At 37.1% G+C, this 21,363-nt stretch carries 29 protein-coding genes; 24 read left to right on the forward strand and 5 right to left on the reverse strand.

Translation table 11 applies throughout. From position 1 onward, the window contains the following. The first annotated feature begins 60 nt into the window (after nucleotides 1-60). From AB1K89_RS06140 to AB1K89_RS06160, 5 genes are all read left to right on the forward strand, one after another. Complete coding sequence (locus AB1K89_RS06140; RefSeq protein ID WP_413053889.1) at nucleotides 61-1,599, forward strand: class I adenylate-forming enzyme family protein; 1,539 nt, start codon at nucleotides 61-63, stop codon at nucleotides 1,597-1,599. Between the two features lie 400 nt (nucleotides 1,600-1,999). Beyond that, nucleotides 2,000-2,749 (forward strand): hypothetical protein, encoded by a 750-nt coding sequence (locus tag AB1K89_RS06145; protein ID WP_413054022.1) that lies wholly within the window; start codon nucleotides 2,000-2,002, stop codon nucleotides 2,747-2,749. 33 nt (nucleotides 2,750-2,782) lie between these two features. Then, the gene (locus tag AB1K89_RS06150) at nucleotides 2,783-3,805 is read left to right on the forward strand and encodes a hypothetical protein (protein WP_413053890.1); all 1,023 of its coding nucleotides are present in this window, start codon (nucleotides 2,783-2,785) and stop codon (nucleotides 3,803-3,805) included. A gap of 6 nt (nucleotides 3,806-3,811) precedes the next feature. Beyond that, a complete protein-coding gene (locus AB1K89_RS06155) occupies nucleotides 3,812-3,967 on the forward strand; it encodes a hypothetical protein (protein ID WP_413053891.1) in 156 nt (51 codons plus the stop codon). Between the two features lie 36 nt (nucleotides 3,968-4,003). Then, entirely contained in the window at nucleotides 4,004-4,174 is a 171-nt protein-coding gene (locus tag AB1K89_RS06160; RefSeq protein ID WP_413053892.1) for a hypothetical protein, read from the forward strand. 71 nt (nucleotides 4,175-4,245) lie between these two features. Here AB1K89_RS06160 and AB1K89_RS06165 read toward each other — a convergent pair whose 3' ends face one another. Both AB1K89_RS06165 and AB1K89_RS06170 read right to left on the reverse strand, forming a co-directional pair. Next, nucleotides 4,246-5,205: a metallophosphoesterase family protein gene (locus AB1K89_RS06165; RefSeq protein ID WP_413054023.1), complete on the reverse strand. Its 960-nt coding sequence runs from the start codon at nucleotides 5,203-5,205 to the stop codon at nucleotides 4,246-4,248. Between the two features lie 2 nt (nucleotides 5,206-5,207). Then, complete coding sequence (locus AB1K89_RS06170) at nucleotides 5,208-5,339, reverse strand: hypothetical protein (protein WP_413053893.1); 132 nt, start codon at nucleotides 5,337-5,339, stop codon at nucleotides 5,208-5,210. A gap of 275 nt (nucleotides 5,340-5,614) precedes the next feature. Between AB1K89_RS06170 and AB1K89_RS06175 the strand changes: the two genes are divergently transcribed. The 7 genes from AB1K89_RS06175 (at nucleotide 5,615) to AB1K89_RS06205 (ending at nucleotide 11,781) form a co-directional block, all read left to right on the forward strand. Continuing rightward, nucleotides 5,615-6,436 (forward strand): DUF2268 domain-containing putative Zn-dependent protease, encoded by an 822-nt coding sequence (locus AB1K89_RS06175; protein WP_413053894.1) that lies wholly within the window; start codon nucleotides 5,615-5,617, stop codon nucleotides 6,434-6,436. A gap of 137 nt (nucleotides 6,437-6,573) precedes the next feature. Next, nucleotides 6,574-6,801 (forward strand): hypothetical protein, encoded by a 228-nt coding sequence (locus tag AB1K89_RS06180; RefSeq protein ID WP_413053895.1) that lies wholly within the window; start codon nucleotides 6,574-6,576, stop codon nucleotides 6,799-6,801. 173 nt (nucleotides 6,802-6,974) lie between these two features. Beyond that, on the forward strand, nucleotides 6,975-7,949 hold the full coding sequence (locus tag AB1K89_RS06185; protein ID WP_413053896.1) for an ABC transporter ATP-binding protein: 975 nt from the start codon (nucleotides 6,975-6,977) through the stop codon (nucleotides 7,947-7,949). Then, a complete protein-coding gene (locus AB1K89_RS06190; RefSeq protein ID WP_413053897.1) occupies nucleotides 7,936-8,709 on the forward strand; it encodes an ABC transporter permease in 774 nt (257 codons plus the stop codon). The genes AB1K89_RS06185 and AB1K89_RS06190 overlap by 14 nt, the downstream gene beginning before the upstream one ends. Nucleotides 8,710-8,786: 77 nt before the next feature. Then, nucleotides 8,787-9,011, forward strand: coding sequence for a hypothetical protein (locus AB1K89_RS06195; protein WP_413053898.1), 225 nt, complete (start codon nucleotides 8,787-8,789; stop codon nucleotides 9,009-9,011). A 383-nt stretch (nucleotides 9,012-9,394) separates the two neighbouring features. Further along, nucleotides 9,395-10,168 (forward strand): SDR family oxidoreductase, encoded by a 774-nt coding sequence (locus AB1K89_RS06200; protein ID WP_413053899.1) that lies wholly within the window; start codon nucleotides 9,395-9,397, stop codon nucleotides 10,166-10,168. A 1,304-nt stretch (nucleotides 10,169-11,472) separates the two neighbouring features. Further along, nucleotides 11,473-11,781 carry a hypothetical protein gene (locus AB1K89_RS06205; protein WP_413053900.1) on the forward strand — a complete coding sequence of 103 codons (309 nt, stop codon included), beginning with the start codon at nucleotides 11,473-11,475 and terminating at the stop codon, nucleotides 11,779-11,781. A 97-nt stretch (nucleotides 11,782-11,878) separates the two neighbouring features. Here the strand turns inward: AB1K89_RS06205 and xerA are convergent, their stop codons facing one another. Further along, nucleotides 11,879-12,718, reverse strand: a complete 840-nt coding sequence (xerA, locus tag AB1K89_RS06210) for a site-specific tyrosine recombinase/integron integrase (protein WP_413053901.1) — start codon at nucleotides 12,716-12,718, stop codon at nucleotides 11,879-11,881. A gap of 151 nt (nucleotides 12,719-12,869) precedes the next feature. Here xerA and AB1K89_RS06215 point away from each other — a divergent pair, with 151 nt between their 5' ends. From AB1K89_RS06215 to AB1K89_RS06235, 5 genes are all read left to right on the forward strand, one after another. Continuing rightward, the gene (locus AB1K89_RS06215) at nucleotides 12,870-13,160 is read left to right on the forward strand and encodes a DUF5316 domain-containing protein (protein WP_413053902.1); all 291 of its coding nucleotides are present in this window, start codon (nucleotides 12,870-12,872) and stop codon (nucleotides 13,158-13,160) included. A gap of 67 nt (nucleotides 13,161-13,227) precedes the next feature. After that, nucleotides 13,228-13,503 carry a hypothetical protein gene (locus tag AB1K89_RS06220; RefSeq protein WP_413053903.1) on the forward strand — a complete coding sequence of 92 codons (276 nt, stop codon included), beginning with the start codon at nucleotides 13,228-13,230 and terminating at the stop codon, nucleotides 13,501-13,503. A gap of 63 nt (nucleotides 13,504-13,566) precedes the next feature. After that, nucleotides 13,567-14,367, forward strand: a complete 801-nt coding sequence (locus tag AB1K89_RS06225; protein ID WP_413053904.1) for a methyltransferase domain-containing protein — start codon at nucleotides 13,567-13,569, stop codon at nucleotides 14,365-14,367. Nucleotides 14,368-14,518: 151 nt separating this feature from the next. Further along, complete coding sequence (locus AB1K89_RS06230) at nucleotides 14,519-14,800, forward strand: DUF4190 domain-containing protein (RefSeq protein WP_413053905.1); 282 nt, start codon at nucleotides 14,519-14,521, stop codon at nucleotides 14,798-14,800. Between the two features lie 147 nt (nucleotides 14,801-14,947). Beyond that, entirely contained in the window at nucleotides 14,948-15,262 is a 315-nt protein-coding gene (locus AB1K89_RS06235) for a hypothetical protein (RefSeq protein ID WP_413053906.1), read from the forward strand. Between the two features lie 553 nt (nucleotides 15,263-15,815). Here AB1K89_RS06235 and AB1K89_RS06240 read toward each other — a convergent pair. Then, nucleotides 15,816-16,706: a DMT family transporter gene (locus tag AB1K89_RS06240; protein ID WP_413053907.1), complete on the reverse strand. Its 891-nt coding sequence runs from the start codon at nucleotides 16,704-16,706 to the stop codon at nucleotides 15,816-15,818. 352 nt (nucleotides 16,707-17,058) lie between these two features. Here AB1K89_RS06240 and AB1K89_RS06245 point away from each other — a divergent pair, with 352 nt between their 5' ends. The 7 genes from AB1K89_RS06245 to AB1K89_RS06270 all read left to right on the forward strand — a co-directional run bounded on the left by AB1K89_RS06245 (nucleotide 17,059) and on the right by AB1K89_RS06270 (nucleotide 20,857). Beyond that, nucleotides 17,059-17,487 (forward strand): DUF3888 domain-containing protein, encoded by a 429-nt coding sequence (locus tag AB1K89_RS06245; protein WP_413053908.1) that lies wholly within the window; start codon nucleotides 17,059-17,061, stop codon nucleotides 17,485-17,487. A 388-nt stretch (nucleotides 17,488-17,875) separates the two neighbouring features. Continuing rightward, nucleotides 17,876-18,313, forward strand: a complete 438-nt coding sequence (locus AB1K89_RS06250; RefSeq protein ID WP_413053909.1) for an SMI1/KNR4 family protein — start codon at nucleotides 17,876-17,878, stop codon at nucleotides 18,311-18,313. A gap of 74 nt (nucleotides 18,314-18,387) precedes the next feature. Beyond that, on the forward strand, nucleotides 18,388-18,828 hold the full coding sequence (locus AB1K89_RS06255; RefSeq protein ID WP_413053910.1) for a hypothetical protein: 441 nt from the start codon (nucleotides 18,388-18,390) through the stop codon (nucleotides 18,826-18,828). Between the two features lie 126 nt (nucleotides 18,829-18,954). Then, a complete protein-coding gene (locus AB1K89_RS06260; RefSeq protein WP_413053911.1) occupies nucleotides 18,955-19,347 on the forward strand; it encodes a metal ABC transporter substrate-binding protein in 393 nt (130 codons plus the stop codon). Between the two features lie 170 nt (nucleotides 19,348-19,517). Next, nucleotides 19,518-19,766 carry a YesK family protein gene (locus tag AB1K89_RS18285; RefSeq protein ID WP_489686562.1) on the forward strand — a complete coding sequence of 83 codons (249 nt, stop codon included), beginning with the start codon at nucleotides 19,518-19,520 and terminating at the stop codon, nucleotides 19,764-19,766. 23 nt (nucleotides 19,767-19,789) lie between these two features. Beyond that, nucleotides 19,790-20,227: a VOC family protein gene (locus AB1K89_RS06265; RefSeq protein ID WP_413053912.1), complete on the forward strand. Its 438-nt coding sequence runs from the start codon at nucleotides 19,790-19,792 to the stop codon at nucleotides 20,225-20,227. A 192-nt stretch (nucleotides 20,228-20,419) separates the two neighbouring features. Further along, nucleotides 20,420-20,857, forward strand: coding sequence for a GNAT family N-acetyltransferase (locus AB1K89_RS06270; protein ID WP_413053913.1), 438 nt, complete (start codon nucleotides 20,420-20,422; stop codon nucleotides 20,855-20,857). Between the two features lie 76 nt (nucleotides 20,858-20,933). On the opposite strand, the gene AB1K89_RS06275 is transcribed toward AB1K89_RS06270, so the two are convergent. Beyond that, nucleotides 20,934-21,356 (reverse strand): ferritin-like domain-containing protein, encoded by a 423-nt coding sequence (locus tag AB1K89_RS06275; protein ID WP_413053914.1) that lies wholly within the window; start codon nucleotides 21,354-21,356, stop codon nucleotides 20,934-20,936. Nucleotides 21,357-21,363: the final 7 nt, after the last annotated feature.

The raw sequence follows: 21,363 nt of genomic DNA on the forward strand, positions 1-21,363 counted from the left end.
CCAATCCCTTTAATAGTTTGATAATATGGAATAGATCGTATCAAACAGGGAGTGATTGCAATGTTGACAATGGGAAATATGATAAGGCAAAACGCATCGAAGTTAAAGGACAAAACAGCTGTGATTTTCCAGGGGAAGACATTCTCATACAAGCAATTGAATGAAAGGGCGAATCGTCTGGCGAATGCTTTCAAAGCACGTGGCTATGAAAAAGGGGATAAAGTCGCTGTATTGATGAAAAACAATGCCGCTTATGTTGATATAATTGTTGGACTTTCCAAAATAGGAGTGGTCATCGTTCCGATGAACTATCGTCTGGTCGGTCGGGAGATTGAGTATATCCTTCAAAATTCCGATAGTCGAGGACTCATTTTGTCATCCGAATATGAAAAAGAGTTGGACTCCATCCAATCAGTGGCAGAACTTGACACCATTTTGGTCGTCGGAGGTACCTCTCAAGCGGAAAGGTTAGATTATGAATCATTTCTATTGTCAGGGTCTGAAGAAGAACCGGTGGCAGAGGTAAATGAGTTGGACACGTTCTACATGGGATATACATCCGGCACGACCGGGAAACCGAAAGGGGTTGTCATCTCCCAACGATCGAGGATGTTGACAGGGATGGCGGCTGCAATTGAATACAAGATTGATGAATCGGATGTCCATCTATGCGCCGGGCCGATCTATCATGCAGCGCCATGGATTTTCCTCGTGATGCAGCTGATTGTCGGCGGGACAGTTGTCATCCATGAAACATTCAATGCAGAGCAAGTTCTTGCGGATATCGAGGAAAACCGCATAACAAATGCATTTCTCGCACCGACGATGTACAGTTTCATTACTAATGTAAAAGAAGACGTACGGATGAAATATGACCTCAGTTCCATACGAGTCCTCATTTCGGCAGGATCACCGCTCGCAACGAAATCGAAAGAGGATATTTTGGCATTCTTCCCCAGGGTAGAGCTGCATGAATTTTATGGATCCACGGAATCCGCTATTACGCTAAACATCAAACCGAAAGATATTGAAAACAAAGAACGAAGTGTGGGTCTTCCGTTTCCATTAGTTGACTGCATTATTTTGGATGAAAATAAACAGCGTGTGAAGCAAGGAGAAATCGGCGAACTCTATTTTAAAGGTCCTTATTTGCTCGATGAATACTATAAAAATCCGGACGATACGAAAGCTTCCTCATATGAAGGGTATTTCTCGGTCGGGGATATGGCGATGCAAGACGAAGAAGGTTTCTATTATATTGTTGATCGGAAAAAGGACATGCTCATCAGTGGAGGAGTCAATATTTATCCACGTGATATCGAAGAAGTGCTATACACACACCCGGATATAATGGATGTCGCAGTCATCGGAGTTCCCCATCCTGTATGGGGAGAAGCGGTAGAAGCGATTGTCGTTCCGCGTGAAGGAAAGACGTTGACAGAGCAGGATGTCATCGAATTTTGCGAAGGGAAAATGGCGGGTTATAAAAAACCGAAATCGGTCAGTTTCTTGACGGAACTCCCGCGGAACCCATCCGGTAAAATATTGAAAACGAGTTTGAGGGATCAATACTGGAAACATGAAACAACCAAGATTTGAATAAACCGCAGTCCATTTTATGATGGGCTGCGGTTTATTGCCTTTTTACGAAGAAACTATTAAAGATTATATATGAAAGATTTGTAACTTTCTCCAACTAATTGCGTCTATTCAAATGAGGTGAGTCAATGTTATGAAGAGATTGTTTATTCTTATTACGATAGCTGGACTTGTATTAGCTGGGTGTAGTACGGATGCAGAAAGTGGAGACATCAAAAATGATTCAACGAAATAACGAGTTTATAGCAATTCGTGGGATGGTAACACCATAATTGTTGAACAAAGAAACCATGACGATAATTATGAAACAGTAAATGAGATCATTGATACCACTGAAGTTGAGGCGCTTATTAAGGCACTTGGAAATGCCGACTGGCAAGAGAATGTAAAAGTGGATATAATGCCGCCAGACTATCGTTTCTCGTGGAATTCAATCAAACATAATGTTTGGGTAAACCAAAATAGTAACAGGTTAGAACTTATAATTGAAGGACAATCGAATTATGGATCATTGTCTGAAAAATCTTCTGAAGTTGTATTTGAATTGTTAACAGGTAAAAAAAGTATTATAGAAACTATGCCGAGCACGAAAGAGGATGTAGTACAAAATCCCCCAAAATATATAGTTAAGAATGAAGGGGAACTATCCGTTCAGGATTCTGAAACGGCTTATGAATTGTGTGTGAGCGTGCTGAATGACTATGACTATTATAGAGCAATCTGGAACGGCTCAGATATTGACTTAGATGCATATATCGAAAACGAAAACCTTAAACAGTACACACAAGAGAGAGTACGATCCCAATATAATTTGTATGGCCATCTTGATAGTAAGGTGAAAGATATTGCGATTGACGACGCTTGGGAAGTGGAATTTACGGATGATGCGGATGGAGGATTTCTCTATTTACACTTGCCTGTGCACATTCATAAATTTACAGGCGGTTATGGTGAAGGCGTTGAATTTCTTGTACGTAATATAAACGGCAAGTTAGTTATTGTTGATTGGTATGCGGGTGGAAAAGATAGTTATGATTTCATGGTGCGTGGAGAAAATCTAACAATTGACGACCCGAATATTTGGAATAATAGTGAGTGGGTGAAGAAGTTACATAGTAAGCAGATCGAGTTTTCAGGCTCAACTCGATAGTTTTTGGAAAATGATTATATAGGGGGATAGGGAATGAGGAAGCTTTTACTAGGAAGCGTCTGCTTAGTAGGTATACTTGCCGGTTGCACGGAGAAATCGAACTCAAACGCAGATCAGACCGAAGAGATTAACGAACTAATAAAGCAAATCGAGCAACTTTCATTAGAAAAAGAAGCTCTTTTAACTACTGTAGAAGAGGAAAGGGAAGCGCTCGAGCTAGCGATGAATCAACAAGTGAACTATGATTATTCGATGATTCAAGCGAAAGATATAGAAAAGTACCCCCAAACGCTTTATAAGCAAACGGCCTTGGACATGGACGGGGATGGCGAAGATGAAGTAATCGAATTGTATGTGAATGCAGGGAAAATGGAGAATGGACTCTTTGCTTGGGACGATGGGCAGAACTGGTTGTTAATCGTGAAAGACGGAGAGAAAACCTATCCGCTTTTTGATGAATATGTTCAGTTAGGATCAATAGATTTCAGTACGGCTAGATTTGATAAGAAACCAGGGATTGTGATAATTAAGGCGCAACACTCTGATAGAACGGTACAGAAATTCACATATGACAAAAATGAAGATGGGTATCAGAAAGAAACCTTTTACAAGAAAGAAAATACAAATAATCAGTATAACGAGCCGGCGTCCTATGCCTTTTTCGAGGATGCATACAGGATAATGGAAATGGCTTTTACAACAAAGACCTTAAGAGTTTTAGAAGCTGGTGAGGATACTATTCAGGATTCTCAGGAGAGATGGAAGATCATTGAGCCGATACTAGTTGATATTAATAAGGCTAATGGATTGCTTGAGGTGGTTGGGGAGTTGAATCCGGAGTTGAGTGTTTCTTTAGATGAGGCAAGTGACTTGCTGAACCGAATGATTACTAATCGACCGTCAGCCGAGCAAATGAACCAATTAAAATTGATTCATAACTTGTTCAAAGAAATTGAGACAAGTGATTTGATCATTAAAGGGGAGAATCAAATTCACCCGGAAGTTGCGGAAAAGCTTGAAAGACTTGAGTTCATTCTTACTGGAAAGCAAGGTTAACCTATAATGAAATTGAAATATATTTATTTGCTCCCCACATTATTTTTCCTTTTGTTAGCCATTGGTTGTTCAAATAAGCAGGTCGTGGAACAAACAAATGACAAAGATGATTATGGAAATGTTAGAGCGGCAGCTTGGGAATTTATTAATGAAAAAGGGTAGAATAGCCAAGCGGAGGATGATTGGCGAAACGCTAGAGTGGCGGAAACAATTGCTGATGATAAATATGTATTGTTAGATGAAAATTATGACGGGAAAGAAGTGTTGGTCGTCTCTTTTGAGGATATAGACAATGTTGTTACGGGAACACCTTCAATTATTGTAGACCCCAACACCAATGAAGTAATCGGATATATGCCAAGTGAATAAATTGACTGAAGCCACCCAACTTTGAAGGGTGGCTTTTAGATTATTGTTTAGTTAACATTTGATGAGTTAGCTTATTGTATTCCATAATCCTTAGCAAAAAGCATTTTTGTGTCAACGAGTATATCTTTCTCATTTTCATCTAGGTTAAATATCCGTGCACCACGGAGCCTGTTGTCTTCCTCTCCGCCAAGGCCATAGGTGCCAAATCCAGCGTTTCCTGCGTAGCCTAATTGGATCCCATAATAGTCACCAACATATGTATTAATATGGTCATGACCAGAAAAGACGCCTTTCACATCGCCTCTTTCTAACATAGCAGCAAACATTCCGCTGTTAAAAGGACCCGAACATACACATTCATTCTTTTCACCTGTGATACTATGTTTTTCCACAGCGTTCAGATGGCTTTCTTCTGTTCGTTCAGATGGACTTGCATACCACATATATTCAAATTCCGGGAGAGGAATATGCATGAATGCCAATGAAGGAACTTTATGTCCAGTTGTTTGCTCCAGTTTCTTTGAAGTTTCATAATACCACTGCACTTGATCGTGGCGGAGCCAATCCCATGTTTGGTATCCTTTAAAATCTTGTCCTGCGATTTCTTCTGGCGCATATCTGCCGCTGTCAAATAGCCAAATGTTAAATGCCGGCTCTGTATTTTTAGAGTTATTAATGGCCAAGTTTGTGTTTCCGGTTCCAGTAATACCTTTAGGGCCCGGTTTGTTTACATTGTGCTTATAGGACATGTAAACTTCCAGCATATCTTCTTCAGTCATGCCGGTCTTTGGTGTGTGATCTTCATCGTGGTTGCCGAACGTAACTGCCCAGTGGATGCCTCTCTCTTCCATTGGTTGTGCAATGTTATGAATGGCTTGTCTCACTTCTTCCGCTGTTTCCATGTCTGCATTCAACATGTCACCATTTAAAATAGCTAAATCCGGTTTCTCCTTATCAAGTACCGTATTCATTAATTCTATCGTTCGGGAATCGATATCCTCGTCATCCTGAATATCGTTAAACTGTACAATTTTTACTTGCCATCTGAGTTGAACTGCAGCTTTTTATTCTCATTTGTCTTTCCGAGAACCGAGGAATTAATGAGGCCCGTACTAAAAAATACAGCAAAAACAATGGCGATCAAACCTGCTAATTTTAATTTCATACAATTACCTCTTTCTTAGATGTAGTTACTATTCTCGCTTCTGTTCGCATAGCACCTCCATTTGGTGAGCGATCATGTATTATTCTAAAGCAACTCTATTAATTCAGTGTTAACGTGATGTGAATCATTGTTAATAATGCCAGCTGTAAATAAAGATAGATTATTTCATCATTTTTGAAACATATCGCGTGTTGAACCGTATTATCAATAGTTGGTAAATTTATAATGAGGTCGTACTCAATAACTTAGATTGAGTAAAAATAGGGGGGATAAATGTGGTCCATGTTAAACAAATAACTCCGGCCAAACTCTTATTAAACCGTAATTCGCTAGAAGAGTATTTAAAGGAAGAGTTTAGTGAATTAGTTTCCGAAAATACTTGGATTACCGAATGGGAACAGTTGGTTCAACGTTTTCAGTTATTCAAATTTAAGGAGCTATCCGAAACTGAAATTAAAAGCATTGAATGGAATTCTGACGAAATAGAAAGGATTGTCCATAAAACTTTTCAAAATGTGAGCCAATATCTGCCCTTTAAGGAGATGCGTATTACAGTAGTACCTGCCCTGCTGTTACCATATTTTCAAGAACAGCCTCAATCCCTCTGGACCAACGCTTTTACGAATGGTCCAGGCAACGTAATTATCGCGATACCTCCTCGACCAGATATTGATTTTCTTCAATATCTACTAGCCCACGAATGTCATCACGCAAGTTCAGAGAACCCTATCTATCATTTATCCCTTTCTACATTTACATTAGAACAGTGGTATAAAATGGAGGGAACAGCAGAGTATTTTGCTCTCTCTTTGTATCCAGATAAGAGATGGTGGAAGGATAACCTTCCAACTGAGTTGGAGACAAGGTATTGGAAAGAATGTAAGGATCATCTTAAATCAACAGACGATACCCTAAAGGGATCTTTATGTTTTGGGAGCAGGAAAAAAGGAATACCTGTTTTCGCGGGGTATTCATTCGCATTAAAAGTAGTATCTAATTATGTATCAACTAACCATCTAAAAGATGTAAGGGAATTATTTTCAGTCGAGCCTTCTGTATTATTGGAGTGTTATGCAAATAAACATTCAATAAGCTAACGGTTGCTTTACTTGAAGATTTTTGAGCTTAGACAGTTCTAATTTCCTGTCCAACTAACGTGGCAGTTTAGTTGAAGAAGGCGCAGGAGTTTTTTGAATCGTATCAAAACACTTTATTAAACATAGGGGGTTATTTTTTGGATAAAAAAACAAGTTTAATTTTAGGGTCGTTATTCATTTTAACTAGTGGGCTAATTTTTACGATTGAACGCTTAACTGCATATGTTTATTGGTCAGCAAAAATAAATACTGGAACGTGGGATACTATTCCGCAGAAATTACCATTGTACGAAAACCTTTTTACAGGGCTATTTTTCCTAGTTGGCATTATCTTAATTATTGTGTCATTCAAGAAGGAAGGGTAATTAAACTAACAGGTGCTTTACTTGAAGATCGGAGCTGCTTAGACGGCTCTATTTTCTTGTTCAAAAATAATTATTACAATATTTAGTGGAATGAGTCTTTAAAAGCAGGGAAATAATATAGTCATGTAGAAGTTGAGTAGAGTAGGAATTTTTTAGTAGAAAGGATGCTTGTCATGGAACCAATTATTGAGGCTAGAAATTTAATGAAATCCTATAAAAAGCGGAAGTCGAAGGAATACATTCAAGCGGTTAATGACATCTCTTTTAGAGTGAATAAAGGCGAAATTGTCGGGTTACTAGGGCCTAACGGTGCTGGGAAGACGACGACAATTAAAATGATTTGCGGTTTACTCATTCCTGATGCTGGAACAATTACAATTAACGGTATGGACAATCGCGAGAAACGCCTCGGGGCATTGCGGCATATTAGTGCAGTGTTGGAAGGGAATCGGAATCTGTACTGGCGATTGACGGTTAGGGAAAATCTTGAATATTTTGCTGGGAACCGCGGTGCTTCACGAAAAGATGTTGCTCAGCAAATCGAAGTCTTGTTAACAAGCTTTCATTTAAAAGAGAAGGAAAATGAACTCGTCAATCGGCTTTCACGTGGAATGCAGCAAAAACTTGCGATTGCCGTCGCAATGCTTGCGGATAGTGATGTCATCTTATTGGATGAACCAACTCTTGGATTGGACGTGGAAACAGGGTATGAAGTGCGCGAATTGTTAAGAACGATTGTCGATGAATACAACCGAACAATTATCATTAGCTCGCACGACATGAACGTCATTCAAGAATTATGTGATCGAACGGTGATCATTAATGACGGAAAAGTCATTGTGGATGATAAAGTGGAGAATTTGATGAAGCTCTTTGAAGTTCGTGCCTATTCAATAACACTCGGGGACGCTTTGAGTGAGCATCAACAAAAATTGTTGCTACAAAAATTCCCGGACTATAACTATATTACAGATTCCATGCAGCATATCATCGAAGTTCAACTGACGAAAAGCGATGAAATTTACGAGTTATTTGACGTGCTCAAAATGGGAGGAACTTCGGTCGAATCGATTGACCGCGATACGATAAATTTCGAACAAATATTTATGAAAATCGTGAAGGGGGAAAAAGAGTATGTATTGGGCTAACCTCCTGAAGGCAAATGTTCGGAAAGAATATATCGAGTTGAAACGTTATTTGCCAAATACAATTGCTATGGTTTTTACGTTTTACTTTATTTTTTTAGGAATGTTTATGGGCATTCAGTTGATTGGCGACCCGAGTACGCAAGAGGCAAACATCCAATATGCCATCGTCAACTATATTTTTTGGTTTTTAGCGATGATGGTGATGAACAGTGTCGGGTGGACGATAACGAACGAAGCAATGCGCGGAACACTCGAACAACTTTACATGTCTCCAATGGGCGTCTGGCGAATTTTGGCGACACGACTCATCGCAACAACAGCAATCTATTTTTTAATTATTGTCGGGTTGCTCTACTTATCAATGGCGACAACGAATCAATGGTTAAATATAGACGTCATTTCCATTATGCCCATCCTTATCTTAACGCTCATTAGCATGTTTGGTGTAGGGTTCATGATTGCGGGAATCTCCATTATCGTCAAGCAAGTAGGAGCCTTTTTACAAATATTGCAATTTATATTGGCCGCTCTAACGTTTGTAACCTTAAACGTTGCACCGTTTTTCGCATTTCTTCCGTTTGTGAAAGGTGTAGATCTTGTCCGCCAAGTGATGATTCACGGTTACACATTAAGTCAGTTTACAGTAGCGGACTATTTAATTCTCGGATTTAACGCGATAGTGTATCTTACATTAGGCCTTCTATTTTTCATTTATTGTGAACGAATTGCTATGAAAAAAGGATTGCTTGCGCATTATTAAGTGAAAAAGGGAACGGACTTGTTAAAACAGCACGAAACTAGATATCAATAAATAACTGCTCGAAAAGAGGTGGAAATATGGCTTGGTTAGAAAACGGCAAACTAATATCAGATGCAGAAAGTCGAGAACTTATTTCTAAAGGTTTTCAATTTGTCGAAGGTGTTTTGATGCCACCCGACAAGGTAAATGACTTAATAAAGTCTGGGCACACTACACCGAATTTAGCAGAGGGCTTACAATATACTTTTACTTCTAAAGAAGCAAAAAGTCTTGGTGTTTTAGGGGTTGGCTTAGTTTCATGAGGAGCATGGAATGTTGGGAAGTTTGCGAAAAGTAAATTTGGAAATAGAAAAAAAGAAAATCTCTAGCCTATTTCAGACTAGAGATTTTTTCTTTCACTTATTCATCTAAAGAGGTTAGTTGAACAAGGGAAAACTAAAACGCTTGGAAATAAAGAGAGATGGGGGCGAAAGAATGAAGAGGACAGTTATTGGTGGTTTTATAATGATGGGGGATTATTTACCACACCGACATAATTTTGGTGGCAATAATGCATTTTACCAGCATTACTAGTTAGTCTGCTTCAAAGTTGTGGTTTGTGATTTTTGGGAATGATGCTGGTTTATTAAATAAGTAATTTGGTGTTAATTGTCGTGAAATAATATTAAGTATGGGAGGGATGATAATGGACCAATTAAAAGGAAAAATTGCGATTATCACGGGTGTAAGCCGTCTGAAAGGGATTGGAGCTGCTATTTGTAGGGAGTTAGCTGAATCGGGTTATCATATATTTTTTACTTATTGGACGGAATATGATAAAAAAATGCCTTGGAGCATTGAATTAGATGAACCCGTTAAATTAAAAGAAGAATTAATAAGAAAAGGTATTAAGGCATCATGTATGGAATTGGATTTAACTCAACTTGATGCACCTGAACAACTTATAAATAGAGTTTCTGAACAACTCGGTAATCCTGATATCTTGATTAATAACGCAGCATACTCAACTAACAACGATTTTTCTAATTTAACTGCCGAAGAATTAGATAAACATTACATGGTAAATGTGCGTGCAACGACACTACTAAGTAGTAGATTTGCTCAAAAGTTTGATAAGAAATCAGGTGGAAGAATAGTCAATATTACTTCAGGTCAGTTTCAAGGACCCATGCCTGGCGAATTAGCATATGCAACAACAAAAGGAGCAGTTGATGCTTTAACGATTACGTTGTCAGCTGAACTAGCCCCTTTAGGAATAACGGTTAATGCATTAAATCCAGGTCCAACTGATACAGGTTGGATGACAGAAGAGATAAAAAAAGAATTAGAACCGATGTTTCCTTTCGGTAGAATCGGGAAACCGAGAGATGTTGCAAAAACCATTAAATTTCTAGTGAGCGATGAAGCAGATTGGATTACAGGTCAGATTATTCATTCAGAAGGTGGATTTAAAAGGTAACTAAAAAAGCTTTGGTTCTAGAGCGTTTTTGTTGTATTGAAATCTTAGGATAGATATCAATTTGTGAAACATTGTACTTAAACTAACGAGTGCTTACTTCAACAAGTAGCTCAGTTAAATGCGATAAATTATTATTAGGTATGGGAGGAATATTAATGGACTCATTTTTCTATTTCAATATGTTTAGAAATATAATTTCTAAATTTTTTTTAGATGGTATCTGGGTAGTCGGATTTTTTTACTTGTTAACCAAGACATATGAAAGTGCTAGACTTAAACAGGTTTCCAAATATGTGCTGGGAACTGCTTTGGCATTATTATTTATTTATTCAGTAATGGGAAGTGTATAAGATTTTTCCTTCTTCAACTAACGTGCGCTTTACTCAAGGATCAGAGCTGATTAGACGGCACTTTATTAAATGATTTCAAAAAAGTTGGACATCAAAATAAAGGAGGTTTTCAATGGATGCTTTTCGTGGTTTTCATGTAGATATGTCAAATTATTCAAGTGCACTCGCAGTCTTTCTAATAAGTGAGGCTAATCTTAACTGGATTACTGAATGACAAAAAAGAACTAAAAGAAATAGTAACCGTAGTCTGGGACCTGCTATTATTTATATTTAATTGCTACTTTACGTTTAAATATCGTGAATATATGCTGGACGATTTTGGTTACAAAGTACATTTTGTTTGGGTTGCTTATGATAGGGTTGCTTGTACTTCATGTCAAAGATATTTATTCGCTAATCAAATCTAAAAGTACAAAAGAAGAAAAGCAACAACTATAATGCACTTTTTTTTTGCAAACGGGTGCTTACTTCAAGAAGGAGTAAAGCATTTTTCCTTATTGAACTAACGAAGCAGTTTAGTTGAAGAAGAAGGTTTTTTTGCAACTGTGATGAATAAGTTAATATATCTAAATTTTTGAACAAGAAGTTTATAGAAGTAAATCGGATTAGTATATTTAAAGGAAGATACTATTTGGAGAAAAATTTAAGAAGGTTCAAGAATAGTGGAATTACTTATGATCATTTTTTCTATATTAGTGGCTTTGGTTTCTTGGCCTGGATATCTATTTTCAAAAACAAAATCTGAAAGGGCAAGCTCTGAAACTAAGCACCAGAAATGGATTCCTGTTTATTTCAAATCTAAGTAAATATTAAGGGGGGGTAGCTATTTCTAAGATTGATAAAAGGGTTTTACCGTTCTTAATTTATTTTTCTTTGGTAATAATACTTCTACTTTTAACCATGAAAATCAACTTCAATTTGACTGGTTATAATTACTACTTGGATGAAAAATCGATGGTGTTAACGATTGAAGAGGGTTTTGTAAAAAAAGAAATGTATAGTGTGCAAGACACTGTCCTTCCAGCATTAAAAGTAATGATAGCAATTAACAAAGCATATGACATGTGGCTGCTTACTATCCTTATACTCCCGCTTTTTATATCAGTCTTTTTTGTATTATTTTTTAAACCTTTGAGACCTAGAAAAAACGTAAAATTGTATGTTGTATTATTTATTTTATTTCTTGCTACCTTTATTATTTGGGATTTTTACGTTCACAAGGAAATTATAGAGGAAATATCAAATGCTTTAAATAGATTATAAAGATAGAATGAACTTTGTTTTAAAGTTCAAGGAGTTTTGAGCTAACGAGTGCTTTAGTCAAGTAGAGCCATGTCTGTTAAGACGTGGCTCCTTACATTTAAAAGTACTTCTGATAATACTCTTTCCTTAGCCTTCCGCTTAATTGAGCGTAGATCCTTGTGGTTTCACTTTTCTCATGCCCCAAAAGACTTTGTATGACTTCAATAGGAGCTCCATTATTCAATAAATGAGTTGCATAGCTGTGTCTAAGTTGGTGTGGATGAATCTCTTTGTTGATTTCGGCACGATTTGAAATTCGCTTGATGATGTATCGCATTTGGGCGACACTCATTTTATGTGGCTGCCTTGCTGTCACAAAGATGGCAGGATTATTGTCATTCCGGCTTTCAAGATATCGTTTTAGCCATATATCGCAACGTGTATTGAAATAAACTTCCCTTTCCTTATCCCCCTTTCCTCTAACGATCGCGGATTGATTGGACCAATTAATATTGTTCTTTTCTAACGCAACTATTTCTCCAATTCGACAACCGGTAGAAAACATGAATTCAAAAATCGCTTTTTCTATTGGGGTATGACAGGATTCACGAAGGTGTTCAATCTCTCGTTCGGTTAAATGCTTGGGTATCCTCTTACCGACTTTGGGCTCTTTAATCTTGGAAGTTGGATTCTTACTTAGGTAGCCTTCTTCATGAGACCAACGAAAAAAAGATTTAAGAAAGCGGATTCGATGTGCAAGACTGGCTGGTTTTAAATGCTTACCCGATACGGCAAGATATTCCTTCAGTTGATTCGTATCCAGCAAGTCCATCTCTACATCCTTAAAATGACCCACTAATAGCGTAGACTGTAACTGATAGGCTTTCAACGTTTGTGGTGAAAAACCCTCTATCCGTTTATCAGCTTCAAACAAAGACCATGCTTTTGACAATAACAATTCCATTCCCCCTAAGAGAGTAATATTAAAGGGATTATTGCCAACTTAATAGAAGTATAGTCATATGGAGTATTTTCACTAACGAAGCAGTTTAGTTTAATAACTGTAACTTTTTTCATACACAGTTGTATTGAAAATTAGGAGAGATAAAATGAAATATTTATTACTTGGAATTCTTCTAGCTCTGGTGGGTGTCTTAGCGTCTATTGTGATATGGGATATTGAAATGGTTACTACTATTACAGGTGTAATTGGATTGTTGTTTATTGTAATATCACTCATTTCCTCGGGGGTATTGGTAAGTGGAGATAGAATGAGGGCTAATTTAGCAACTGAATCAGTCAAAGATAGAAATCAAAGAAATAATGTTAGTTTTAGTTCAGCTCTAATTGCAATTCCGAGTTTTGTGGCAACAATTTTGTTTTACTTTTTATTGAACTAACGAGGCAGGTTAATGCAACAAGCATTAGTTGAATAAAGGCGTAGAGGGAATGGAGCGGATGGTATAGGTGCAAAATAAATTGCTGGTTGGAATTAGTCTACAAATATTATTCTTTATCTTATTCTTGGGAGCTATTTTGCCAAGAATGAATAATATATTTGCTGCAATTGTTTGTTTTAGCATAAGTTTATTAAGTTTATTCATTGGTATTAAATCGTTAAAACAACAATTCAAACCCGTTTTATCAAGGATTGTTATAGCTATTGCGATTCTTATTTTGGCATTTACACTTTTTGCTTATTTCACAACAGAAGGTGGACTCCCACCTTTAATTCTGCAATAAATATTGTAACTAACGAGGCAGGTTAGTCGAACAAGAGATTAAAGAAAATGAGGGGGGGTAAGTTTGGGAAGTATAGAAATTGTGAGAAAGTTTTATGATGAAACAGTAGATTATGAATGGGAACGACTTGAACGCCACAAAGTAGAGTTTGAACTTACCAAACGCTATATGAACCGTTATATAAAGCCAGAAGACAAAGTGTTGGATCTTGGTGGTGGGCCCGGAAAATATTCATTATACCTTGCTGAACTTGGTTGCGATGTAACGTTAGCTGATCTATCGGAAAAAAATGTGGAATTTGCATTGAATAAGGCAAATGAACAAGGTCTTGCTCTTAAAGGATTTCAAGTAGATGCACGTGATTTATCTACTATTGGAGACAGTCAATTCGATTACATTTTATGTATGGGGCCAATGTATCATCTAAAAAGCGAGGAAGATAGAGCTAAAACTATAAGAGAATGTCTAAAAAAACTAAAGCCAAATGGAATGATTTTCGTAGCATTTATTTCTTCTTATTCGTTTGTTTGGGATTATCTTATTTGTAACCCAGAATTCATCTTAAACAGTGAAAGAAAGTTAGAGCTAAATAAAATTGTGGACGGTAATGACTTTGCGGGAAAAGGGTTTTCAGATAACTTTTATGTATCTCCTAAAAATGTACTTCCGTTTTTCGAACAATTTAATCTTGAAAAACTTCATTTGCTAAATAGTGAAAGTTTCTTATATCTTCGTGAACCAGAATTACTCAAACAGAAACCAGATGTTATAAATGCTTGGTTAGATTTGGCAGAGCAGGTATGTGAACATGAAGATCTACTTAGTATGGCTGAACACATAATGTATATTGGTAAAAAAAGATAAATGAATTTTCAATTAACGGGGGCTTTATTTGAAGAACGTTGAGCTGCTTAGACGGATCTTTTTCTTCTTCAACTAACGCAGCAGGTTAGTTTAAGTGTGTTGTTAATCTTGTTCACAATCGGTCCATTTAGTTAAAAAGGAGGCGGGAAAAATGAGTAAACTTGAAGTTTCAAACGCTAGTCATAGTAAAGCTAATAGCAAAGGCGCGATATCAATAATCTTTGGGGCTCTTTCAATTGTTACTTCTTTTATGGCAGTAGGCTTCATACTTGGCATTATTGGTCTAATTTATGGTGTCATAGGGGTAAGGCAAATAAATCATTTTAAAAAAAATGGAAAAAGAATAGCTGTAACGGGTATTATTTGCTGTCTATTTGGCATTTTCCTTTCTATCTTGTTTTCCATCAATTATGGAAACCTGCTTCTCAGTTAACTATCGCGATAATTGTATAGATCTTCTTCAGGCGATATTGCTGTTTCTTCAACGAACGGGTGCTTTACTCAAGGATCAGAGCTGCTTAGACGGCACTTTATTAAATGATTTCAAAAAAGTCGGACATCAAAATAAAGGAGGTTATCAATGGATGCTTTTCGTGGTTTTCATGTAGATATGTCAAATTATCCAAGTGCACTCGCAGCCTTTCTAATCGTGAGGCTTATCTTAACTGGATTACTGAATGACAAAAAAGAACTAAAAGAAATAGTGACCGTAGTCTGGGACCTGCTATTATTTATATTTATTTGCTACTTTACCTTTAAATATCGTGAAGATATGCTGGTCGATCTTGGTTACAAAGTACATATTGTTTGGTTGCTTATGATAGGGTTGCTTGTACTTCATGTCAAAAATATTTATTCGCTAATCAAATCTAAAAGTACAAAAGAAGAAAAATAACGACTATAATGCACATTTTTTACTAACGGGTGCTTTACTTGAAGATCGGTGAGCCTTTTGTGGCAAAGAAATTGCTGAAAAGTCATGGCTTGTACGTTTAGATTTCCCCAAAGCACCTGGAGCTGATTTAGCACAGGGTCAGATATTTTTAGCTAAAAGTAAGGAGAAAGGATGGTTTGTTTGGTTTCAATACCATTAAACTACTATTCCTTATTCAACTAGCGGGTGCTGGTTTAGTTGAAGAGGGTTGGTAAATTAAAAAAACGCTCAACCTGAGCGTTTTTAAATTGCTAATAAAATATTTGATAACTTGGTTGTTCTCCAAGTAACCAAGATGGACGGTCCCGCTCATTATATCAGTATGCCAACTCTACTTTTAGGTCCAATTCAATTTCACTCATAGCAAAGAAGTTGGTCAGTCTTCGAGTAATGGATTCAACCAATGACTCCGCCATTTCGTCGGGAATCGGCTTTTGAAAAATCATCGTGAATCCGATAAAGCAATCCTACATCGGGTTAAAGGCTGTCCCCCCTTCCCCTTCCCCTTAGTCAGTTACGCGGCTTTTCTTAATCTTACCGGAAACTTCTTTGATTGATGTTCACTAACAAATGTTGACCCTAAGAGCAACGCACCGCCAAGTAATTGAACAAATGTCGTTTGCTCTTGCAAGATCATAATCGAAACTATTAATGACGTGATTGGATCTGCATAGCTTAATGCAGCGATGCTTTGTCCTTTTAACTTCTGCATACCAGAGAAGAATAACAAGAATCCAATCCCGGTATGACCAATTCCTAAGATTAAAATGAATGGAATGGAAGCACTTGATACGTCCATAATTCCGAAGCCCTCCGTGAAGAAAACATACGGCAGTAGAAGGATTGTCGCGGTTCCGAGTTGGAGTACGGTAGTAGCTAACCCATCCATGTTCTTGATGAATTTGTTCAGTAGCATTAAGGAAGCGTAGAATACAGCTGCCAGTAATCCGAAACCAATCCCGATTAAATCATCCAATCCAGATGTACTTACACGGCCGTTCCCCACAATGAAGAGCATTCCTAGCATGGCAACACCGATGCAGATGATCTTCTTAGCAGATAGTTTTTCCTTGAGTATAAGTGGTGCTAGCATCAGGACAATAACCGGTGCGAAATAGTAGCTCAATGTAGCGTTGGATAGGGTTGTGCGCTTGATTGCTTCAAAAAAGAAAATCCAATTTCCACCTAAAGCAATACTCGACAGTACGATTACTACAGCATTTACTTTAACGATTGCCCATGAAATTTTCTTCTTCATGATCAACATGACTGTCGTTAAAAATAGGCTGCCAATGAGCCCGCGCACTAACGCGATTTCACTCGAAGATAAATCAATGTATCTTACAAATACACCAATTGTACCGAAGATGATCATTGATAGTAAGAACTGAATTTTAGTTGTCATCGTCTACTCCTTCGAACCTACGAAGTAACTTATACTTTGTAGATTCTTATTTTATTTTCAATGCTGGAGTAAACGGTGGTGGCGGAGATGTTGAAAATGGCCTCCAAAATAATAATTGCATGATAATTCCCCCTATTCATTGATGCACTCATTATACAAGAATTTTAGAGTGCTGTCCTCAGATTGTTCAGAAAGAGAACATCTTGGTTGTTTATTAGTACTGTTTACTTTAGCAGTTGGTGTAATGGTTGCTTGTGGAAATACAACTCATAGGATAGACGTTGAATCGGGGAGGTGAGTCCTCACATATGTTATCGGGACTGGTCTAACGAGCAGGATAGTTTAGTGAGTAATGGGAAAGCTATTCCGTAAGAAAACAGCGGACGGTGATTCCATGAGAAGACCTTCAATTTTATTATTAAGTACTACATTATTGTTTTTAATAACAACTAAAGTCTTTTCACAAGATGAACTTACAAGAGAGAAGCTATTGGAGGAAACTTTGCTGGTTAAGTTCGATCCAATCATTTTAGAAGTTACTGAAAAGTTATTTATGTGTGAAAGAATTATTGATATAAAAAGGATTGATGGAGACCGAAAACACGAATTAACAATAGAAGTAGTAACCTTTGAACAGGCACATTCGCCCCCGTACGACTTATTTCGAATAACACTAATCGATACGCCGGATAAGATAAATGTAATAAGCGTGAAACGCGAAAGAAATATATCAACTCAACAACTAAACAAACATTGCGGATTCAAAGAGAGCACTAAGTAAATTCACGTCAAACAACGCTCGGATTTTCTGTAACGGGTTCGATCGATGGAAAATATAATAAAAAAGTACAGTGTTCAGGGACGCAATTCTCATATGAATTGGTGTCCCTATTTGAGTTGTTGCATTAACATTTAGATGCTTAATATTGACGAACTGGTACCACATTTGGCAGAGGAATTAGCAACATCGCATAAATCTATGTGCCTATATTAATCCCATTGTTAATACGTTTGTTAATTGGAAATTGAAAGGAGAAAATTAGACGGAAGATGGTAGATCTGTGCTAATATAAATTAAAGATTGCGAAATAATGTTCTTCTTCAACTAACGAGGCAGTGTAGTTGAAGAAAACAAACAGTTACTTTTTAAAAGGTGGTAAGCACCAATTATGTGGAAAGATTATTTAATAAGTATTTCAAAAGAGTGTCAGTTTAAAGCACCCGCAACTGAAGCGGATATATTATTGATTAAAAGGGATTTAGATATTGACCTACCTAAAAAATTGGCTGATTTATACAAAGAGACAAATGGCGTATTTGGTAACTACGGAAGTTCTTTTATTTGGTCAACAGAACAGATGGTCAAAGAAAATTTGTTTTTTGGGGCTACTATTCACGAACAGGATGTCTCTATGAGGTCATTAGATACTTTTTTATTTTTCTCCGATGCAGGTAATGGTGATTTGTTTGGGTATTCAATTGAAAATGGAAGGGCTCAAAATGATGATATTTATGTATGGAACCATGAAGATGAAAGCCGAAGGGTGATTGCATCATCGTTGGAAGAGTTTTTAAAAGGTTGGATTCTTGGGGAGATTTCCGTATAAATCTAGTCACCTTCTTCAACTAACGGAGCAGTTTAGTGGAATAGGTTGTCTTTAGAAACAATGAGGGGGAGTATATGAAAAAGATCTTAATTTCTTTATTAGCAGTAGTTGTGGTCGTAGCTGGGGTTTATTTTGTATTTAACCTTAAACCACCTAAACCAAATATAACTATTGAAAATAATACAGTAGAAGTGGCACAAGGTTCTTATTGTTGGGGTGGGCTTATTAACAAGCAATGTGTTGATATGATTTCCCCACCAGATATTATTAATCATCACGAACTTAAACCTGTTGCTGTATCACCTGGAGCTAAATTAAATATTGAATTTAAACGTAGACCACTAGAAAATACGTTGGACGCATCTATATGGTTTAGTAACGATGAAGTGGAAAATGTCCCATTAAATGACAATGTATTATTAGTACCAAAAGAAAAAGGTGTTTATATTTATAGTGTTTCCGCACGGTGGGAAAAGGGAAGTTCGAGTTATGTCTTTGTAATTGAAGTTAAGTAAGTCTTTTTTCACTAACGGGTGTTTTACTTGAAGATCGGTGAGCAGCTGGGGGGATCAGTTCTTCTTGAACTAACAATGGCAGTTTAGTGAAAGAAAAAGTTTTCTAATTATACGAGGGGGGAGAAAATGAGAAAGAATTTATTTGTCTTAGCATTAATTTCGTTACTTTTGTTAGTTGGTTGTTCACAACAAGAAACATTACCAAAGGCAGAAGGAAATAATAGCAGTGAATTAGAGATGGATGCCTTAGATTTAGTTATACCATCCAGAGAAAGTATTTTAAAAGATGGCTATCCAGTAAATGAAAATGGACAAACATATGGTCCTAACATGGAAAACTTAATGCGTGAAGAACCAGATTTATTGTTGGCCGAAGGTGAAAATGGAGTTGTAGGATATATTTATCAAATCAAAAGTATATCTTCGCCAAGTGAGTTAGCTGCTATCTCATCTCGAAAATCTACTCCTTTGTACTTACAAGATGGCAAGACAATCATTGGTACATTTTATTTTAATTAAACTATCATCAAATGCTTAAAAAAACGTGCTTATACTTAGTACAATTTTATAATTCTTATTAAACAAACGGGTGCTTTACTTGAAGATCAGTGAGCTGCTTTGACAGCCCTTTTTTTGTTCAACTAAAGGAACAGGTTAGTTAAAAATCATTTGGGTAAGGGGTAATGGAGATGGATATTTTTATACCAATCGGCTTAGGAGTTGTTATAAATTTATTAGTTTTTATTACTTCCAAAAGTCTAAAACAAACTAATGATAGGTCATTACTAATATGCCTGTTGGCCTTTCTAACAGTTCTTCTATCATCCTTAATGATCGGGTCTTGGTTGGGAATGGGTCTAGGCGTAATCAGTTTAGGTATGCTGATTTTCGTGATTTTGATTGGGCTTTTTATCGCGATACAGGATTTTGCAAAATAACAGGCACATAGGAGGTATGAAATTTGAAAATCCAAAAAATAGATCATGTCGGTGTAATCGTAGATGATCTCTCTGCCGCTAAAGAGTTTTTTCTCGATTTTGGACTTCAGGTGAAAGGGGAATGGGAAATGGAAGGAGAGTTGATGGGATATACAGCTGGGCTTACTGACGCGAAAGTAGCGTGTGTAGGATTGGGAACGCCAGACAGTCAGACATGGATAGAGCTCATCAAATTTTATTCTCCGCCAGATGAAAAAGGTGTTCAGCAAACTTTTGCAAATACACTAGGTATCCGACATATTGCATTTTCTGTTGAAGGTATTGAAGATGTTGTTGCCAAATTGAAAAAGAAGGGTACGGAAATCTTTAGTGAGATACAGCAATATGAAGAAAGTTATAAATTATGCTACGTTCGTGGTCCAGAGGGAATTATTTTGGAGTTGGCTGAGAGAACCAAATAAGTATTGTTAATTAGATGTTAGTACGATTTTGCTTATGAAGGAGGTAGATACATGTTACTGGTTACTATCTTCTATATTTTAATTGCACCGATCTGTGTCTTGCTGCATGAGATAGGACGTGGATTCGGTGCTGTTTTTGCTTCAAATAACCACGTGCATTAAGACTGTTGAAAAATTAAAAGGGAGATTGCAATGGATACATTAACGATTAAAGAACTCCATTCCAAAAAGGAAATTCTTGAAGCTTTTCCGGTAATGAAGCAACTACGAACTCATCTTGATGAAAAAGCGTATCTTGACCTGGTGGCGGAGGCCAAGGAAAAGGACATGTATCGTTTATTTGCCTTATATGATCAAGGAGAAATCGTTGCGGTAACTGGGTATAAACCGATGATCACTCTTTATTATGGGCGTTTTGTTTGGGTTTGTGATTTAGTCACTGATAATAACAAGCGTTCCAATGGATATGGTGAGAAGCTTCTTTCTTATGTACATGGTTGGGCTGAAGAGAATGGCTATGAAAGTGTCGCCCTGTCCTCAGGATTACAGAGAACCGATGCTCACCGCTTTTATGAAGAAAAAATGAATTATGACAAAGTAAGCTTTGTATATAAGAAAGAATTATGTTAGTAAGTGAGTAATTGGAGACTTGGACAAAAAATGTAGTAGCAAGAGCCGACATAAACGTCGGCTATTTACTACTAAGTTACTGATTTATAAAATGTAAATACCAAACGGCATGATTTTGTTCGTCGGCTGAGGCGCGTGTAAAAGCGTCCCTAACGGCAGGATTATCGGTGTTCCTTGCGATACGGTGATAGAAGTCGACGGCTTCTTGCTCATCAGTGAATGCGGCAAGTACACCACTTCGATAATCGGAAGGACATTCTTTTGTAATTTGAGGGGAAGGTTGCTTTCCTGTTAAAGAAATATAAAGATACCAAAACATTTCGTAGTGTCTGATTTCGTCATTTCTGATCTCAAGAATACGTCTTTTGATTTCGTCGTTTGGGGCCTGGTTCGCCAATACTTCATAGCATGCTATAGCAGTGAACTCCCCATCAATCGCTTTCAACATATCATTTAATACATCTTCACTCATAGGAGTCTCTATGGAATTTTGATTCACTCTTTTT

Source organism: Sporosarcina pasadenensis, assembly GCF_047228845.1.
Classification (GTDB): Bacteria; Bacillota; Bacilli; order Bacillales_A; family Planococcaceae; genus Sporosarcina.

Excerpts from the sequence above, each read along its gene's own strand:
- AB1K89_RS06260 (WP_413053911.1), top strand. The coding sequence starts at position 18,955 with ATGAGAAAGAATTTATTTGTCTTAGCATTAATTTCGTTACTTTTGTTA.
- AB1K89_RS06235 (WP_413053906.1), top strand. The coding sequence starts at position 14,948 with ATGGATGCTTTTCGTGGTTTTCATGTAGATATGTCAAATTATCCAAGT.
- AB1K89_RS06145 (WP_413054022.1), top strand. The coding sequence starts at position 2,000 with ATGCCGCCAGACTATCGTTTCTCGTGGAATTCAATCAAACATAATGTT.
- AB1K89_RS06270 (WP_413053913.1), top strand. The coding sequence starts at position 20,420 with ATGGATACATTAACGATTAAAGAACTCCATTCCAAAAAGGAAATTCTT.
- AB1K89_RS06150 (WP_413053890.1), top strand. The coding sequence starts at position 2,783 with ATGAGGAAGCTTTTACTAGGAAGCGTCTGCTTAGTAGGTATACTTGCC.
- AB1K89_RS06230 (WP_413053905.1), top strand. The coding sequence starts at position 14,519 with ATGAGTAAACTTGAAGTTTCAAACGCTAGTCATAGTAAAGCTAATAGC.
- AB1K89_RS06170 (WP_413053893.1), bottom strand. The coding sequence starts at position 5,339 with ATGAAATTAAAATTAGCAGGTTTGATCGCCATTGTTTTTGCTGTATTT.
- AB1K89_RS06240 (WP_413053907.1), bottom strand. The coding sequence starts at position 16,706 with ATGACAACTAAAATTCAGTTCTTACTATCAATGATCATCTTCGGTACA.
- AB1K89_RS06255 (WP_413053910.1), top strand. The coding sequence starts at position 18,388 with ATGAAAAAGATCTTAATTTCTTTATTAGCAGTAGTTGTGGTCGTAGCT.
- AB1K89_RS06155 (WP_413053891.1), top strand. The coding sequence starts at position 3,812 with ATGAAATTGAAATATATTTATTTGCTCCCCACATTATTTTTCCTTTTG.
- AB1K89_RS06190 (WP_413053897.1), top strand. The coding sequence starts at position 7,936 with ATGTATTGGGCTAACCTCCTGAAGGCAAATGTTCGGAAAGAATATATC.
- AB1K89_RS06245 (WP_413053908.1), top strand. The coding sequence starts at position 17,059 with ATGGGAAAGCTATTCCGTAAGAAAACAGCGGACGGTGATTCCATGAGA.
- AB1K89_RS18285 (WP_489686562.1), top strand. The coding sequence starts at position 19,518 with ATGGATATTTTTATACCAATCGGCTTAGGAGTTGTTATAAATTTATTA.
- AB1K89_RS06250 (WP_413053909.1), top strand. The coding sequence starts at position 17,876 with ATGTGGAAAGATTATTTAATAAGTATTTCAAAAGAGTGTCAGTTTAAA.
- AB1K89_RS06195 (WP_413053898.1), top strand. The coding sequence starts at position 8,787 with ATGGCTTGGTTAGAAAACGGCAAACTAATATCAGATGCAGAAAGTCGA.
- AB1K89_RS06185 (WP_413053896.1), top strand. The coding sequence starts at position 6,975 with ATGGAACCAATTATTGAGGCTAGAAATTTAATGAAATCCTATAAAAAG.
- AB1K89_RS06205 (WP_413053900.1), top strand. The coding sequence starts at position 11,473 with ATGGTGTTAACGATTGAAGAGGGTTTTGTAAAAAAAGAAATGTATAGT.
- AB1K89_RS06140 (WP_413053889.1), top strand. The coding sequence starts at position 61 with ATGTTGACAATGGGAAATATGATAAGGCAAAACGCATCGAAGTTAAAG.
- AB1K89_RS06200 (WP_413053899.1), top strand. The coding sequence starts at position 9,395 with ATGGACCAATTAAAAGGAAAAATTGCGATTATCACGGGTGTAAGCCGT.
- AB1K89_RS06215 (WP_413053902.1), top strand. The coding sequence starts at position 12,870 with ATGAAATATTTATTACTTGGAATTCTTCTAGCTCTGGTGGGTGTCTTA.